Raw genomic sequence first — 16,139 nt, 5'->3', positions numbered from 1 at the left:
AGTCGTCTTAGCTGCCAAGCAACACGCGAGTGACTGGTTCGCCCGCGCGCAACCTGGCCAGGATGGCTGGCTCGGCCCGGTCGGAGGCCAGCGCCTCGTCGACCACGCGGGCGGCAGTGTCGGCGTCCAGGAACATCACACCGTTGTCGTCCGCAAGGACCAGATCACCAGGCCGCGCGACAGCGCCCCCGCAGCGCACCGGGATGTTGAGCTGGCTACGTCCGGCGCCCAGGCGCTTGGTCGTCAGCAGGCTCGTGCCGCGTGCAAAGACCGGGAGCTTCGTTTCGCGCAGCTCCAGGATGTCGGTGACGACGCCGTCAACCACGATGGCCGCAGCGCCCGCGCTGGCTGCTGCGCAGGCGGTCACGGCACCGACGGGGGCGTGCGTATGGTCGCCCCCCATGTCGATCACCAGCACGTCACCGGGGGTGAGGCTGGCCAACGCCTGGTTCACGGCCACGGCATCGGTGTCAGTGACCTGCAGGGTGACTGCCCGGCCGACGACCTTGACGTTCGGGACGAGTGCCCGGATACCCGAGTCGACGAACCCATCTTCCAGCAGATGACCCAGAGTGGGGAAGCTCACCGCCCGCAGGCGGGCGAGCAGTTCAGGAGGGATGTGGGATACGCTCACGACACCCTCCCCACCGTTGCGGCCGAGTGCGTGACGGCACCTTCATCGCGTTCCCGCCCCAGCGTCTCTGCGAGCAGCCACAACGAAATGGCGGACAGGATGGCCGAGCCGATCATGTACCAGGCGATGGACGATCCACGTCCTGTCGCTGACAGAAGGGCGGTGGTGATGATGGGCGTTGCGGCGCTACCCAGCAGCCCCGACAGCATGTAGGCGATGGACAGGCCCGAATAGCGGACCTTGGTGCCGAACAGTTCGGCCAGGAAGGTGGCAATGGGGCCATAGTTGGCAGCGAATGCGGTCATCATCAGCAGATAGCCCAAAAGCGCCCCGACGAATCCGTGCGAATCCATGAGCCAGAACAGCGGAAATGCCAGCAGAGCCTCAGCGGCAATGCCCGCGAGGATCACCGGCTTGCGCCCAAAGGTGTCCGAAAGGCGGCCGAAGAGCGGCAGCAGGGCGACGCAGAGTGCGCAGGCCGCCAGCACAACCACAAGCATCTCATTGCGGGTGTGGCCCAGAGTCTGCGTGCCATAGGTCAGTCCAAACGCAACCAGCAGGTTGTACGAAGTCCCGGTGGACATGGTGGCCACGCCGCCGAGCAGCACCTGGCGCCAGTTGCGTGCGAAGACTTCGAACAGCGGGACCTTGACCTGCTCGTCCGCTGCCTTGACCTTCTTGAATGACGGGGTCTCGGCAATGTTCAAGCGGATATACATGCCCACCCCCACCAGCACGATGCTGGCGAGGAAGGGAATGCGCCAGCCCCAGGACAGCATGTCTTCGGCGGGCATCAACGTATTGCTGACCAGGAAGACCAGGTTGGCGATCAAGGTGCCGAGCGGGACGCCGATCTGCACCCAGGAGCCATACAATCCCCTGCGGTTGGAGGGCGCATGCTCAACGGCCATCAGAACGGCGCCGCCCCACTCGCCCCCCAGCGCGAGGCCCTGGATAACGCGCAGCGTCAGGAGCAGGATCGGGGCCCAGACGCCGATCGTCTTGTAGTCCGGCAGCAGGCCGATGGCAAAAGTCGCCATGCCCATCATGACGAGGGAGACCAGCAGCATCGACTTCCGCCCGACCTTGTCGCCGAAGTGGCCGAACAGCGCCGCGCCCACAATGCGCGCGACATAGGCCGAGGCGAAAGTCCCGAAAGCCAGCAGCGTGCCCACCAGTGGGTCAAACGCCGGGAAAAAGATCTTGTTAAAGACCAGCGCGGACGCTGTGGCGAAGATAAACAGATCGTACCACTCGACAGTGGTGCCAATGACGCTCGCAACGGCGATGCGCTTGATGCTGTGGGTTGCTTTCGCTGGCTCTCCAGCGGCTACGGGGCGGTTCATGGCAGTTCCTCAGTATTTCTTGTTGTGTGGCAACCGTGCCCCCCGGGGGAGGGCACGTCGTGGTTCAGGTTCAATCCCGCAAATCGATCCAAGTAGTTTTCAGGTCGCTGTACTTTTCCAGTGCATGCAAGGACTTGTCCCGGCCGAAGCCAGACTGCTTGACGCCGCCGAACGGCACGGTGATGTCGCCGTCGGCGTAGCAGTTGACCCACACTAGCCCGGCGCGCATCCGGCGCGAGAGCCGGTGGGCGCGGCCGACGCTGCTGGTCCACAGGCCGGCACCGAGGCCGTAGACCGAGTCATTGGCCAGCCGGATGGCGTCTTCCTCGGTCGCGAAGCGCTGCACCGCGAGCACCGGCCCGAAGATCTCTTCGCGCACCACCGACAGGTCTTGGGTGGCGCAGTCGAAGATTGTCGGTTCGATGTAGTAGCCGCCCGTCTCGTTGCGCACGCGCTGGCCACCGGTGCGAAGCCGTGCGCCCTCGCGCACACCGGCCTCGATGCGGGCCAGTACGCCTTGCATCTGCCGTTCATCGACGATCGCGCCCATTGGGGCCTCGGGGTCGAGCGGGTCGCCCGGGGCCATTGCCTGAGCGTGTGCCGTGAGGCGCTCCATGAAAGCGTCGTAGATGCCTTCCTGCACGTACAGCCGCGAGCCGGCAATGCAGACTTCGCCCTGATTGACGAAGATGGCCTGGGCGGCGACCAGCGCCGCGCGGTCGAGGTCGGGGCAGTCGTCGAAGATGATGTGCGGGGACTTGCCGCCGCACTCCAGCCAGACACGCTTGAGGTTCGAGTCGGCGGAATAGCGCATGAATCGCTTGCCGGTGAGGGTCGAGCCGGTGAAGGCCAGGCAGTCTACGTCCGGGTGCAGGCCCAGAGCCTGGCCAGCTACCGCGCCCAGACCGGGCACCACGTTGAACACGCCCGGAGGAATGCCAGCTTCGGCGGTGAGCGCCGCCAGGCGCAACGCGCTAAGCGACGACTGCTCGGCAGGCTTTAGCACCACGCTGTTGCCTGCGGCTAATGCCGGCGCCACTTTCCAGGCCGACATCATCAGCGGGAAATTCCACGGCACCACGGCCGCGACCACGCCGACGGGCTCGCGCGTGATGGTGGCGAGCGCACCCTCGTGGGTGGGGGCAATTTCGTCGTAATGCTGATCCACGGCTTCGCCGTACCAGGCATAGCAGCGCGCGGTCTCGGGCACGTCGAACAGCAGGGCGTCGCGCACCGGCTTGCCCATGTCGAGGGCCTCGATCAGCGCGAGTTCCTCGGCATGCTGCTCGATCAGTGCGGCCAGGCGCTGGAGGCGCCGTTTGCGCTCGCGCGGCGCCAGGCCAGACCAGACCCGGGATTCGAAGGTGCGCCGCGCGGCTGCCACCGCCCGGTTCACGTCGGCTTCACCACAGGCCGCAACGTCGGCTAGCTTGCGGCCGTCGATGGGGCTGATGCAGGCAAACGTGGCACCGTCGGTGGCGGGAGTGTAGGCCCCGTCGATGTACGCCAGGCCATCGAAGCGCATCGCTTCGGCCCTGCTCCGCCAGTAGGCGAGGTTGTGCAGTTCCATGTGTTTTCTCCGATTGGAAGCAGCATCAGGCCGCGACGCCGGCACGCGCCAGCATGGCATCGAGCAGGACGTTGCAGCCGGCTTCAAGATGCGCGGGCTGGGCGTCCTCGATCTCGTTGTGGCTCACGCCATCCTTGCATGGCACAAAGATCATGGCCGTGGGGTGGGCCATGGCCATGTGCACGGCGTCGTGGCCCGCGCCGGTGACGATGTCCATGGTGGACAAGCCGCGGCCCACGGCGCTCTCGCGAACGCTATCCACGAGCTCCGGCGCGAATGGGGTGGGCATGTTGTATTGAGCCAGGCGCAGATCGAGCTCCACGTCGTGGCGTTGCGCGATCGTTGCGAAGGACTCGCGCAGGTGCCGGTCCATCGCCGACAGTGTTTCCGCGTAGATATGACGAAGATCCACAGTGAAATCCACGCGGCCAGGCACCACATTGCGCGACGAAGGGTGCACGTTGAGCACGCCCACGGTGCCACGGCCATGCGGCAGATTGTCGTTGGCGATGCCAATCACCGTTTGCACCATTTCGCAGGCGGCAACGAGCGCATCCTTGCGCACGGGCATTGGCGTGGGGCCCGCGTGCATCTCCATCCCGGTGACCGTGACGTCATACCAGCGCACGCCCAGCGAACCCGTAACGGCTCCGATGACTTTGTTCTGGGCTTCGAGCACGGGGCCCTGCTCAATGTGGGCTTCGAAGTAGGCCCCGACCGGGCGCTCGCTCACAGGCTCGGTGCCTGCATAGCCGATGGCAGCCAGCTCGTCGCGCACGCTCAGGCCGGCGCTGTCGCGGGCGTTGAGCGCGGTGTCCAGGGTGAAGCGCCCAGTGAAGACGCCCGAGCCCATCATCACTGGCAGGAAGCGCGAGCCCTCTTCGTTGGTCCAGATAATCAGTTCCAGGGGCGCCTCGGTCTGGACGCCGCGCTCCTGGAGAGTGCGCATCACTTCCAGTCCCGCCATCACGCCGTAGCAGCCGTCGAACTTGCCGCCCGTCGGTTGCGTGTCGATGTGGCTGCCGGTCATGACAGGGGGCAAGGCGTTGTTGCGGCCGGCACGGCGGCCAAAAATGTTGCCGATCTGGTCAACATGGATCTCAAGGCCGGCGTCTTTCATCCAGCCGACCACCAGGTCGCGGCCTTGGCCATCCAGGGCGGTCAGCGCCAGCCGGGCGTTGCCGCCCTTGGGCGTGGCGCCGATGCGGGCCAGGTCCATCAAAGACTGCCACAGGCGCTGACCGTTGATGGCGAGACTCTGAGTGTTATCGAATGTACTCATGATGTGGTGCTCCTGCGTCAGTTCGAGGATGTGGCCGCCTGTTGCCGAATATAGGCAGCCTCCCGAATGCCGGCGAGGGTTTCACCGGGGGCGATGCCGTCAGCGTCGTAGCGCAGCTCGATGAGCGCTGGCAGCTTCTCCCGGTCGGCGAAGGCGCACGCCCGCGCCAGTGCCGCAGAAAAGTCTTCGGTGCGCTCTACCACTTCACCGTGGCCGCCATAGCTGCGTATCAGGGCCGCGAAGTCCGGATTGGAGAAGGACAGTGCAATGTCGCGGCCCGGGAACTCACGTTCCTGGTGTGCGCGGATGGTCCCCCAGATGCCGTTGTTGAACACCAGCACGACCACGCCCACGCGGTACTGGAGCGCGACACCCAACTCCTGCAGGTTCATCTGGAAGCAGCCGTCACCGGCGTAGCACACCACGGTGCGGTCCGGGTTCTCGAGCTTGGCCGAGATCGCGGCAGGCAGGCCGTAGCCCATGGAGCCGACGGTCGGCGTCAGGCTGGTACCGGGGCCTGTGTACTGGCGGTAGCGGTGCGGATAGAGCGCGTAGTTGCCCGCGCCCACGGTGATGCAGGCGTCGCGCGGAAGCTGCTCGGCCGCGATGGCCGCAGCCTCGTCAAGGGAGAACGGGCCCTTGGCCGGCAGTGGATTCAGGCTCGCCAGGTACTCCGCGCGTGCAGAATCAACCCAGGCCTTGCGCTGCAGGGGCTGGAGGGGCGTGAGGGACGCCAAGGCGTTCGCAAAGCTTGACACGTCCGCCACAATGGCCTGCGTGGGTGCGAAGACCCGTCCAAGTTCGCTGGCGTCCGGGTAGACATGGATCAGCTTCTGACGCGGCATTGGACTTTCGATGACGGTGTAGCCCTCGGTGGTTGCCTCGCCCAATCGAGTGCCTACGGCCAGGACCACATCGGCATCGCGAAGACGCTGGCGCAACTCGGGCGTCATCGCCCAGCCAACATGGCCGGCTGCGTTGGGGCTGCGCTGGTCGAAGCACTCGAGGCGACGCCATGCCGTGCCCACGGGCAGTTGGAAGCGCACGGCAAAGTCCTCGACATGGCTGATGGCTTCGCGCGTCCAGCCCGTGCCGCCCACGATCATGAAGGGGCGCTCGGCGGTCTCCAACAGCTCCGCCATCCGCTGCATGTCGTCCGCACCCGGGTGGCTGTGGGCGCGGGTGTAGCGCGGCAGGTCGGCCACCTCGGCTGTGCCCCACAACGTGTCTTCCGGCAGTGCCAGTACGACGGGGCCGGGGCGGCCGCTGGTGGCGATCGAGAACGCACGCGAGATGTACTCAGGAATGCGCTCGGTACGGTCGATCTGCGCTACCCACTTGGCCATCTGGCCGAACATGCGGCGATAGTCGATCTCCTGGAAGGCCTCACGCTCGTAGAAGTCGTTGCCCACCTGGCCGATGAATAGAATCATCGGCGTCGAGTCCTGGAAGGCGGTGTGCACGCCGATGCTGGCATTGGTCGCGCCGGGGCCACGCGTCACGAAGCAGATGCCCGGTTCGCCGGTGAGCTTGCCCATTGCCTCGGCCATGTAGGCAGCGCCGCTTTCCTGGCGGCAGACAATGGGTTCGATGGCACCCTTGTGCTCATTGAGCGCGTCGATGCAGGGCAGGTAGCTCTCTCCAGGCACCAGAAACACGCGGCGGGTGCCGTGGATGCGCAGTTGCTGCATCAGGATCTGGCCGCCGTTGCGGCGCGGCAGGGTAGCAGGCGTTGAATGCAAAGTCGATGTCAAGGGGATTCTCCGTAGTCTGTCTCGGTCCGCGCCTAGGCGGTCCAGGTTTTAAATTCGGCGTCACGGGTCAACAGGCGCCGCGCCGTGTGGTAGTCGGGACTCTCCACGAGCGCGTCACCAATGGGTTCGCCGCGGCGAGCTGCTTCGAAACGCGCCACCAGTTCTTTTGCGAGTTCAACCTGCGCGATGGATGGCGTGAATGCTGCATGAATCTGCGCGACCTGCTCCGGATACACTGCGCACTTGGCTTTGAGGCCGATGCGGCGGGCCCAGGCAAGATCCTCAGCCTGCGCCTGCATATCTCGGTAGTTGTACGGACAGTCGATGGCCACGCGGCCGGCGGCCCGGCACTCAACGTGGAAGCGGCTGCGCAGATGGTTGAGTTCCAGGCTGTCGGGGCCGCGCTCGGCGCCGAGATCGGCCGTGAGATCCTCGGCCGCAAGCAGGCACGCACGAACGCGCTCGCTTGCTGCCAGGATGTGCTGGATATGAATGAAGCCAAGCGCCGATTCAATGGTCGGGACGATCTCGGTGGTCCCTTTCGGCAGTCCCAACTCGGCTTCGAGTGCCGATATGGCGCGATCCAGTGTGGCGATCTCGTCGGCACTCTCTACGTAGGGTAGAAAAACCGCGTCCGGCGATCCAGGCATGACGCCGCGCAGGTCGTCCCAGCCGTCACCAGTTAGTCGGTTGATGCGTACCGCCGCGACAATACCCAGCGCGCGGCAGCGCGACATCAGCGCGGCCACGCGTGGGCGCGCCACGGGACGGTCGGCCGGCGCAGTGAACTCCTCAAGGTCGGGAACCAGTACGTCGGCGCCGCTGGCAAGCGCGGCCGCCTGCGCGCGCTCGTCCATGCCTGAGGTGAACAGCCAGCTTCGGCGCAGCGTAACCGGGCGGCGGGAGGGGGTAGGGCGCATTATCATTGCACATGCCTCGGGAGGAACATCACGAGATCAGGCACGAAGGTGACGAGCATCAGCACGCCCACCATCGCAAGCATCATCCATGTCAGTGGTCGCAACGTCTGCATCATCGTGATGCCGCCCACCTTGCAGGCGGCCATCAGATCCACACCCACGGGCGGCGAGACCGCGCCAATGGCCATGTTGATAGTCAGCAGGATGCCGAAGTGCACCGGGTCGATCTGGTAGTGCGCGAGCACCGGCATCACGACGGGAGCGACGATGATGATGATTGGGATTGCCTCCATGAACGTGCCGAGCAACAGCAAGACGGCGGTCAGGAGCAGCAGCACCGTGGTGCGGCTGTCGGTCCAGTTCGCCAGCAGCGAGGCCAATGCCTGTGGCACCTGTTCTGCAACCAGGATCCACGCGAAAAAGCCCGAGGCGCCAATCATCAGCAAAATGGACGCGCTGCCTTCGCCTGCCGACTTGAGACTCTTCCAGATGGCGCTCAGCGATAGCGTGCGGTACCAGAACAATCCGATTAACAGCGAATAGGCGATGGCGCTGGAAGCGGCCTCCGAGGCCGTGAACACACCGAGACGGATCCCGCCGATGATCAGAACCGGCACCATGAGCGCGGGCAGAGAATCGACCAGCGATGCACGAAGCTCGGCCCACTCGAAGGGTTTGCCGCCGCTCCAGTTGTACTTGCGTGCCTGCCAGACAGCGATGACGATCAACGACAGGCTCAGCAGTACGGCCGGCACGATGCCTGCCATAAAGAGCTTGCCCACCGAGGTGTTGGTGGTTGTGCCGTAGATGATGAGCACGATGCTGGGGGGCACGATGGTAGCGGTGGTGCCGGCGCATCCTACGAGCGAGCAACTGAAGCCCTTGTCGTAGCCCGCGCGCGCCATTGCCGGCAGCAGCAGGCTGCCGATGGCCACGACGTCGGCAACCCCAGAGCCAGACAGGGCGCCGAAGACTAGGCAGGACATAACGGCGACGACGGCCAGCCCACCCTTGATATCGCCGACGATGGCCGCGCACAGGCGCACGATGCGTTGCGTGAGGCCCGCGCCGTTCATCAACTGGGCGGCAAGAATGAACAGGGGGATGGCCAGCAGCGTGAAGCTGTCTAGGCCCGAGACATACTGCTGCGCGGCCACGGCGACCGGCGCGGCGTCGAAAAGCGCCAGGTAAGCAAGCCCCGAGAGCACCATGCCATAGACAATGGGCAAGTCCACCAGCATGGTGAGCATGAAGACGCCCATAAGAAAGAGAGCTCCGCTCGACACGCATTACTCCAGGGAAAAAGACTCGGCATGCGCCGGGGGCCAAGGCTCGAAGAGCTGGGCGACATGGACGACAGCCGTCAGCGCGCAGGCGATCGGCAGCGCGAGGTAGACCACGCCGGCCGAGACGTTGATGGCGGGCAGCATCTGGTCCATAGTCATTTGCGCCAGTTGCCAGCCAGCCCAACCCAGGGCCACCAGTCCGGCGATGATCAGCACATGGTTGACTCGGTCTACCATGCCTAGCACTCGCGGGTTCTTGACGATGAAAGGCAGGAGGCCGGCCATTAGGTGGCTGCGGTCTCGGCTGCAGGCCACGCCACCAATGAAAGCGGACCACACCAGCACAAGACGCGGCAGCTCCTCGGCCCAGCGCGGTGTGTCGTGCGTGACGAAGCGCTGGAATACCACGACGGTAACCAGCACCGCGAGCACAGCGCAGGCGACGGCGACGAATGCCTTGCTCAGCGCGGAGAGGGCGTATGAAAGGCGCGTGAGCATTATTTTGTCTCGCGGTACTTCTTCACCAGACCCATGAGTTCCGGGCCGAACGTCGCCTCATACGACTTCCATACTGGGGCGATGGCGGTGGCGAACGGAGCCTTGTCCACTTCGTTAATCGACATCCCCTTGTCTTTGAGTTGGGTTAGGTATTGCTTGTCGCTTTCGGTGATCATGCGGCGTTGTTCGTCGCGCCAGTGATCCGCGGCAGCCTTGATGGCCTTGCGGTCGTCGGGCGAGATGCGGTTCCAGACTGACTTCGACACGACCAGGCTCGCGGGGCTCCACACGTGGCCCGTCAGCGACAGGTACTTCTGCACCTCGAAGAACGACGAGGTGTAGATGATGGACAGCGGGTTCTCCTGGGCGTCGAACACCTTCTGCTGCAGCGCAGAGTAGAGCTCGCCGAATGCCAGCGGCGCGGGCGCGGCTCCCAGTAGGGTAAAGGTGTCGAGCCGCATCTTGTCGGGCGTGACGCGCGTTTTCAGGCCCTTCAGGTCAGCCGGCGTCTTGATAGGACCGCGATTGTTTGTGATGTGGCGAAAGCCGTTCTCCCACCAGGACAGCAGCACCAGGTTCTTGCCATCGGCAATCTTCTCCAGCGCCTTTCCGAGGTCGCCGTCATAGGCTCTGTAGGCCTGTGCGGCGTTGTTCCAGGTGTATGGCAGTTCAACCACGCCAAAGCGCGCGTCCACCGGCTGCAACGAGCCCGATCCGATAACCGCCGCGCCCTGGCTGCCGATCTGCATGCCTTCAACCATGGTCTTCTCATTGCCGAGTTGACCGCTGGGGAACAGGATGAAATTGACGCGGCCAGCGGTTTTGTCCTTGACCTCGGCAGCGAATCCTTCTGCGGCCTTGTGCCAGCTATGGCTGGCGGCCAGTACATGGCCGAGCTTGATGTCGAGCGCGTGCGCGGGCAGCGTAGCGACCGCAAATGCCGTGGCGGCAAGCAAGGTGCTCAATCGACTCTTTAGAAGACGCATGGTGACTCCAGGAAGGGTTTGTTTCGAATTGGGGTAGTGGGTCGAGGCTTCATCGGGACAACCGCAATTGGTGCACCTTGCCGCTGGCAGCAGGCCGTGCGGCGATGTCAGGCAGGCTGCCGGCGAGGTCTTCGCGTAGGCGCGCCATGATGGCAATCAGATGTGCGTACATTGCATGGCGTGCGCGGATTGGGTCCCGCTCAAGGATCGCATCCGCGATTCGGTCGTGCTCGAGGAGCGCGACATCCCAGACTTTGCTGTCGACGAAATGCTTGTCCAGGCGCTCGTAGACGGGGCTGGCTTCCGCAAGGTCCCAGACATGGGAGACCACCGCATCCAGGGCGGCGTTGCCACAAGCGGCTGCGATGGCGGCATGAAATGCCCGGTCGTAGTGACTCGGGGCGCCGGCTTCTGAGAGCGATTCCTGTGCTTCGCGAATCTTCGCGAGCTGTTGGTCCGTGCCCTTCTGCGCGGCTTGTGCAGCGCATTCGGGCTCAATCAGTAAACGCGTTTCGAGCAATTCAAAGGGGCCAATGTCGCTGGCCAGCTCGGTGATACAGCGAGCAGCGTCCGTTACGAAGCTGGCTTCGTTGCCGCGCGTTGCCATCACATAGACGCCACTGCCCACTCGCACTTCCACGTATCCGCTCAGTTCCAGTGCGATCAAGGCCTCACGCACAGACGAGCGGCTGACCTGCAGGATGTCTGCGAGGTCCCGCTCCGCGGGCAGACGCGTTCCGACAAGGAACTCGCCGGAGCGGATTTTTTCGGCGATGCGCTCCGCAATCAGTCGGTAGAGGCGCTGAGCAGAGACAGCTTCCAGATTGTGCATGATACGCTGGTTTGGACTAGTGGTCAGGCCAGTGGAGAATATGTTCTTCTTCGGTCAAGGTCACGTAGGTGTTTTCCCTTGCTTTCAATGTCAGCGGAAAAATCACTATAAAAACAATGTACTAGCGCATACTATGAGTGGTGCGAGGTGCGCGGAGTGCCGTTAAAGTGGACTACTGGTCCGGCCAATTTGCGATGTGACGTTTAATCGCTTAGTACCAATGCACGGCTCTTGTGCTCGAGCAATTGGGGGGTCCAGCTGTCTTTCCGAGCGCGATTGGCGGAGTGCCTGAGACCAACGTGGTCAGGCGCACCCGTCCAACGATGGGATTGGCCCCTTTAGGAACCTCAGATTGGCTCTTTAGAAGGGATCAAGCTGCCGATGTAATGCGCCCATTGCCATCTTCAAAAAGGAGTATTTATCGTGAGCAAACCTATGAACGCCGACTTGCAGCAGCGCCGTACGGCGGCCACGCCCCGCGGCGTAGGCGTGATGTGCAACTTCTATGCGGACCGCGCCGAGAACGCGTTGCTGTGGGACGTCGAGGGGCGCGAGTACATTGACTTTGCCGCCGGCATCGCCGTGTTGAACACCGGGCATCGCCATCCCCGGATCGTGCAGGCAGTGGAAGAACAACTGCGACGCTTCACCCACACGGCCTACCAGATCGTTCCCTACGAGAGCGCCGTAGCACTGGCCGAACGAATCAACGCACTCGCGCCGATTGAAGGGCCGGCAAAGACTGCGTTCTTCACCACGGGCGCCGAAGCTGTGGAGAACGCCATCAAAATCGCACGTGCCCACACTGGCCGTCCGGGCGTGGTCGCCTTCGGTGGTGGTTTTCACGGCCGCACGCTGATGGGCATGGCGCTGACCGGTAAGGTGGCTCCGTACAAGCTCGGCTTCGGTCCCTTCCCTAGCGATGTGTTTCACGTACCGTACCCGGCCGCACTGCAGGGAGTCAGCACCAATGACGCTCTGGCTGCCATTGAGAGTCTCTTCAAGACCGACATTGACCCACAGCGCGTTGCCGCGATCATCCTGGAGCCGGTGCAGGGTGAAGGCGGGTTCAATGTGGCGCCTGCCGAACTGATGCGTGGCCTGCGTACACTGTGCGACCAGCACGGTATCCTCCTCATTGCCGATGAAATCCAGACCGGTTTCGGGCGTACTGGCAAGATTTTCGCCATGGAGCACTACGACGTCAGGCCTGATCTGATTACCATGGCCAAGAGCCTGGCGGGTGGACTGCCGCTGTCTGGCGTGTGCGGTCGTGCCGAGGTTATGGATGCGCCGGCGCCGGGCGGACTCGGTGGCACCTACGCGGCCAACGCCCTGGCTGTCGCTGCGGCCCATGCGGTGCTGGACGTCCTGGCCGAAGAAGAACTGTGCGAGCGTTCGCAGAAGCTGGGCGCGCAGCTCACCCAACGCCTCGAAGCTCTGCGCGAGCGCTGCCCAGTCATCGCCGAGGTGCGCGGCCTAGGATCCATGGTCGCCATCGAATTTCGCGACCCGCAGACCGGCAAGCCGGACGCGGCGCGTCTTCAACAAGTCCAGCGCAACGCCATGGAAGAAGGTCTGCTGCTGCTAAGTTGCGGCATGCATGGCAACGCTATCCGCTTCCTGTACCCACTGACCATCGACGACGCTCTGTTCGCTAAGGCGCTCGACATCATCGAGCGCGCCGTCCAGGCCTGAGGGAGGAGTGATGACGAAGATTCATCTCACGCTGGACGGGCTCGCCGATCCGAGCCTGCTCAAGACCGATGCGCTGATCAACGGTCAATGGGTGCCGGGTGCGAGCCGCTTTGACGTGCACGATCCTGCCACCGGCGAGAAGCTGGCCGATGTGGCCAACCTCAAGGCGGCTGATGCCCATTCCGCCATCGCTGCCGCCAACGCGGCCTGGCCGGCCTGGCGGCGCCTGGGTGCTAAGGCGCGCAGCCAGGTTCTGCGCAAATGGTTCGACCTGCTTATCGCCCATCAGGACGATCTTGCGCACCTGATGACAGCCGAGCAAGGAAAGCCTCTGGCCGAGGCCAGGGGCGAGGTGGCCTATGGCGCAAGCTTTGTCGAATGGTTTGCCGAGCAGGCTAAGCGCGTAAGCGGCGAGACCCTGTCGCAGTTTGACGAGAACCGCCGTCAGCTGGTGCTCAAGCAGCCCATCGGTGTATGCGCGGCAATCACGCCGTGGAACTTCCCGCTGGCCATGATCACGCGCAAGGTCGCTCCTGCACTTGCCGCAGGCTGCACCGTGGTCGTCAAGCCGGCCGAGTTGACGCCGCTGACGGCCCTGGCTGCAGGTGAGCTGGCGATTCGCGCTGGAATCCCGGCAGGCGTGCTCAACATTGTCACGGCCGATAGTGGTAACAGCATCGCTGTAGGCCAGGTGCTGTGTGCGAGCGACGTGGTGCGCCACCTCAGTTTCACTGGATCGACCGAAGTGGGCCGCATCCTGATGGCGCAGTGCGCCCCGACGGTCAAGAAGCTCTCGCTCGAGCTGGGCGGCAATGCACCCTTCATTGTCTTCGATGACGCCGACATCGACAGTGCCGTTGAGGGCGCGTTCGCGAGCAAGTACCGCAATGCCGGCCAAACTTGCGTCTGCTCCAACCGGTTCTATGTGCAGGACGGCGTCTACGACGAGTTCGTTCGGAAGTTCGCCGATCGCGTGCGTCGAGCCAGGGTCGGCAACGGCTTCGAGGCCGGTGTCGAGCAGGGTCCATTGATTGAGGAGGCGGCCGTCGCCAAGGTCGAGCGCCACCTGGCGGACGCTTTGGCCAAGGGCGCCCGCATCGTGACCGGGGGAAATCGGCTAGCGCAACTGGGCGCGGGACAGTTCTTCCAGCCGACGGTAGTGGCCGACGCCACGCCGGACATGCTGTGCGCGCGTGAAGAGACCTTTGGCCCCTTTGCGCCGGTGTTCCGCTTTGGCACGGAGCAGGAAGCCATCGACGCCGCTAACGACACGGAGTTCGGCCTCGCGAGCTACTTCTACAGCCGCGACGTGGGCCGCATCTTCCGCGTGGGTGAGGCGCTTGAATACGGCATGGTAGGGGTCAATTCCGGCATGATCTCCATGGAACATGTGCCATTCGGTGGCGTCAAACAGTCGGGTCTAGGGCGCGAGGGCTCGGAGCATGGCATTGAGGAGTATGTCGAGCTCAAGTACCTCTGCCTGGGAGACATCGCCGCCTGAGCGGCGGGTCAATCAAGGGAGGCCCAGATGCATCTGCCTGTTTTTCCGCCACATCAGGCAAACGACGCGGAGTTTGTCGAGCGCTTGCGTCGTATTGTCGGGCCACGCAACGTGCTGACTGAACGTCGTCGCACGCAGCGCTATCGCCGAGGCTTTCGCTCCGGCGAGGGCGAGGCGCTGGCGGTGGTGTTTCCCACGAAGCTGCTGGAGCAATGGCAGGTGCTGCAGGCATGTGTCGCCGCCGGCAAGGCTGTGGTCATGCAGGCGGCCAACACTGGCCTCACCGAGGGCTCCACGCCGCACGGCGGAGCCGAGGACTACGGGCGGCAGGTAGTCGTCATCAACACATTGTTGATGACGACTATCCGGGTGATCGACCAAGGCAGGCAGGCGATCTGCTTCCCGGGGGCCACCTTGCATGGCCTGGAACGTGCACTCCAGCCCTTCGGGCGGGAACCGCATTCAGAAATCGGTTCATCGTGTATCGGTGCCTCCGTCGTCGGTGGTATCTGCAACAACTCGGGTGGCATGTTGGTCCGCCGGGGGCCGGCCTACACAGAACTGGCGTTGTTCGCCCGTGTCGACGCCTCGGGAGTGCTGCAACTGGTGAATCACCTTGGCATACGGCTAGGCGATACGCCTGAATCCATTCTCACGCGCCTGGACCACGGCGACTTTACCGAGACCGATATCGATAGCGCTGTGAACGGGAAGGCCTCATGCTCCGACTATGAAGCTCGTGTGCGCGATTTCGCGGCGCCGACACCGGCGCGTTTCAACAATGATCCCGCTCGACTGTACGAGACCTCCGGCAGCGCTGGCAAGCTGGCGGTGTTTGCGGTGCGAGTGGACACCTTCGAGGCAGACGAGCAAACGCAGGTCTTCTGCATTGGTGTGCGCGACCCTGCCATGTTGAGCGTGCTGAGGCACCGGCTACTGGCCCCCGAGATGGCGCTGCCAGTGGCCTGCGAGTACATGCACCGGGACATCTTCGACTTGTCCGCACGCTATGCAAAGGACATGTTCTCTGTCATCGAGCGCTTCGGCACCGATGCGATACCAAGCATCTTCGCGTGGAAGTCTCAGATTGACCGCTTGCTGGGCCGGTTCAGGTTCCTCCCGGCCAATCCCGCGGACCGGATCGCACAAATGGTGGGGCAACTCCTGCCCGAGCATGTGCCAGTCCGGCTGCGGACATTGCGCGAGCGGTACGAGCATATCGTGCTCCTGAAAGTGGCGGGCGGTGACGTTGCGCCGATACTGGAGCAGCTGGCACGGCTGTTACGCGATCCGGACGACGGCGAATGGTTCGCCTGCGACCCGCAAGAAGGCCAGAAAGCATTTCTGCACCGCTTCGTTGCCGGTGGGGCAGCCATTCGATACAACGCCATTCACCGCTCAGACGTCGAAGGCGTGTTCTCGCTTGACTTTGCTTTGCCTCGAAATACCAGCGATTGGATCGAGCACCTGCCGGCCGATATCGAAGCCCAACTCATTGGGCGCTACCGCTACGCGCACTTCTTGTGTCACGTATTCCACCATGACTACATAGTCAAGAAGGGCGGAAACCTCGAAGCCATCAAGCAGCGGGTGCTAGACCTCATTGCCGCCAAGGGTGGCGAGTATCCCGCCGAACACAACGTCGGGCACGTCTATTGCGCAAAGCCGGCGCTGGCTGCGTTCTATCGGGATGTGGATCCGACGAATACCTTCAATCCCGGTGTGGGCCAGATGAGCAAACGCCGGTCCTATATGTAAGCGCCGCCATACGAGATTTCCTTGGAGACCGAGCCTATGAAGCAAGCAGTCATCAGCCGGCGCCAATCGAAGTT

Annotated in this window: 13 protein-coding genes; 3 read left to right on the top strand and 10 right to left on the bottom strand. The window is 63.7% G+C overall.

Annotated elements, in window-relative coordinates; translation table 11 throughout:
• Nucleotides 1-7 precede the first annotated feature (7 nt).
• The 10 genes from AC3WL8_RS32140 to AC3WL8_RS32095 all read right to left on the bottom strand — a co-directional run bounded on the left by AC3WL8_RS32140 (nt 8) and on the right by AC3WL8_RS32095 (nt 11,108).
• Nucleotides 8-634 carry an RraA family protein gene (locus AC3WL8_RS32140; RefSeq protein WP_492379661.1) on the bottom strand — a complete coding sequence of 209 codons (627 nt, stop codon included), beginning with the start codon at nt 632-634 and terminating at the stop codon, nt 8-10.
• The gene (locus AC3WL8_RS32135) at nt 631-1,980 is read right to left on the bottom strand and encodes an MFS transporter (protein ID WP_492379660.1); all 1,350 of its coding nucleotides are present in this window, start codon (nt 1,978-1,980) and stop codon (nt 631-633) included. Before AC3WL8_RS32135 ends, AC3WL8_RS32140 begins: the two co-directional genes overlap by 4 nt.
• A gap of 70 nt (nt 1,981-2,050) precedes the next feature.
• Nucleotides 2,051-3,550, bottom strand: coding sequence for an aldehyde dehydrogenase (locus tag AC3WL8_RS32130; RefSeq protein ID WP_013958627.1), 1,500 nt, complete (start codon nt 3,548-3,550; stop codon nt 2,051-2,053).
• Nucleotides 3,551-3,575: 25 nt separating this feature from the next.
• Nucleotides 3,576-4,832, bottom strand: a complete 1,257-nt coding sequence (locus AC3WL8_RS32125; protein ID WP_492379659.1) for a Zn-dependent hydrolase — start codon at nt 4,830-4,832, stop codon at nt 3,576-3,578.
• 17 nt (nt 4,833-4,849) lie between these two features.
• The gene (locus AC3WL8_RS32120; protein ID WP_049800748.1) at nt 4,850-6,523 is read right to left on the bottom strand and encodes a thiamine pyrophosphate-binding protein; all 1,674 of its coding nucleotides are present in this window, start codon (nt 6,521-6,523) and stop codon (nt 4,850-4,852) included.
• Nucleotides 6,524-6,618: 95 nt separating this feature from the next.
• The gene (locus AC3WL8_RS32115; protein WP_492379658.1) at nt 6,619-7,512 is read right to left on the bottom strand and encodes an HpcH/HpaI aldolase/citrate lyase family protein; all 894 of its coding nucleotides are present in this window, start codon (nt 7,510-7,512) and stop codon (nt 6,619-6,621) included.
• Nucleotides 7,509-8,792, bottom strand: coding sequence for a TRAP transporter large permease (locus AC3WL8_RS32110; protein ID WP_035827125.1), 1,284 nt, complete (start codon nt 8,790-8,792; stop codon nt 7,509-7,511). The genes AC3WL8_RS32115 and AC3WL8_RS32110 overlap by 4 nt, the downstream gene beginning before the upstream one ends.
• A 3-nt stretch (nt 8,793-8,795) precedes the next feature.
• Nucleotides 8,796-9,290 carry a TRAP transporter small permease gene (locus tag AC3WL8_RS32105; RefSeq protein WP_013958632.1) on the bottom strand — a complete coding sequence of 165 codons (495 nt, stop codon included), beginning with the start codon at nt 9,288-9,290 and terminating at the stop codon, nt 8,796-8,798.
• On the bottom strand, nt 9,290-10,276 hold the full coding sequence (locus AC3WL8_RS32100; RefSeq protein ID WP_492379657.1) for a TRAP transporter substrate-binding protein: 987 nt from the start codon (nt 10,274-10,276) through the stop codon (nt 9,290-9,292). Before AC3WL8_RS32100 ends, AC3WL8_RS32105 begins: the two co-directional genes overlap by 1 nt.
• Before the next feature lie 49 nt (nt 10,277-10,325).
• Nucleotides 10,326-11,108, bottom strand: coding sequence for a FadR/GntR family transcriptional regulator (locus AC3WL8_RS32095; protein ID WP_492379656.1), 783 nt, complete (start codon nt 11,106-11,108; stop codon nt 10,326-10,328).
• Between the two features lie 435 nt (nt 11,109-11,543).
• Between AC3WL8_RS32095 and AC3WL8_RS32090 the strand changes: the two genes are divergently transcribed.
• From AC3WL8_RS32090 to dld, 3 genes are read left to right on the top strand one after another with little or no spacing between them, the layout of a single operon-like run.
• Nucleotides 11,544-12,806, top strand: coding sequence for a 4-aminobutyrate--2-oxoglutarate transaminase (locus AC3WL8_RS32090; RefSeq protein WP_492379690.1), 1,263 nt, complete (start codon nt 11,544-11,546; stop codon nt 12,804-12,806).
• Between the two features lie 10 nt (nt 12,807-12,816).
• Entirely contained in the window at nt 12,817-14,307 is a 1,491-nt protein-coding gene (locus tag AC3WL8_RS32085; protein WP_492379655.1) for an NAD-dependent succinate-semialdehyde dehydrogenase, read from the top strand.
• A 27-nt stretch (nt 14,308-14,334) separates the two neighbouring features.
• Nucleotides 14,335-16,065: a D-lactate dehydrogenase gene (gene dld / locus AC3WL8_RS32080; protein WP_492379654.1), complete on the top strand. Its 1,731-nt coding sequence runs from the start codon at nt 14,335-14,337 to the stop codon at nt 16,063-16,065.
• The last annotated feature ends 74 nt before the right edge of the window (nt 16,066-16,139 follow it).

Source organism: Cupriavidus sp. FW305-F7 (assembly GCF_058782875.1).
This window is presented reverse-complemented; position numbering and strand designations above follow the sequence as displayed.

Bases quoted from the DNA above. Each gene is read 5' to 3' on its own strand.
- AC3WL8_RS32090 (WP_492379690.1), top strand. From the start codon at position 11,544: ATGAACGCCGACTTGCAGCAGCGCCGTACGGCGGCCACGCCCCGCGGC.
- AC3WL8_RS32135 (WP_492379660.1), bottom strand. From the start codon at position 1,980: ATGAACCGCCCCGTAGCCGCTGGAGAGCCAGCGAAAGCAACCCACAGC.
- dld (WP_492379654.1), top strand. From the start codon at position 14,335: ATGCATCTGCCTGTTTTTCCGCCACATCAGGCAAACGACGCGGAGTTT.
- AC3WL8_RS32085 (WP_492379655.1), top strand. From the start codon at position 12,817: ATGACGAAGATTCATCTCACGCTGGACGGGCTCGCCGATCCGAGCCTG.
- AC3WL8_RS32100 (WP_492379657.1), bottom strand. From the start codon at position 10,276: ATGCGTCTTCTAAAGAGTCGATTGAGCACCTTGCTTGCCGCCACGGCA.
- AC3WL8_RS32125 (WP_492379659.1), bottom strand. From the start codon at position 4,832: ATGAGTACATTCGATAACACTCAGAGTCTCGCCATCAACGGTCAGCGC.
- AC3WL8_RS32120 (WP_049800748.1), bottom strand. From the start codon at position 6,523: ATGCAGCAACTGCGCATCCACGGCACCCGCCGCGTGTTTCTGGTGCCT.
- AC3WL8_RS32130 (WP_013958627.1), bottom strand. From the start codon at position 3,550: ATGGAACTGCACAACCTCGCCTACTGGCGGAGCAGGGCCGAAGCGATG.
- AC3WL8_RS32115 (WP_492379658.1), bottom strand. From the start codon at position 7,512: ATGATAATGCGCCCTACCCCCTCCCGCCGCCCGGTTACGCTGCGCCGA.
- AC3WL8_RS32105 (WP_013958632.1), bottom strand. From the start codon at position 9,290: ATGCTCACGCGCCTTTCATACGCCCTCTCCGCGCTGAGCAAGGCATTC.
- AC3WL8_RS32095 (WP_492379656.1), bottom strand. From the start codon at position 11,108: ATGCACAATCTGGAAGCTGTCTCTGCTCAGCGCCTCTACCGACTGATT.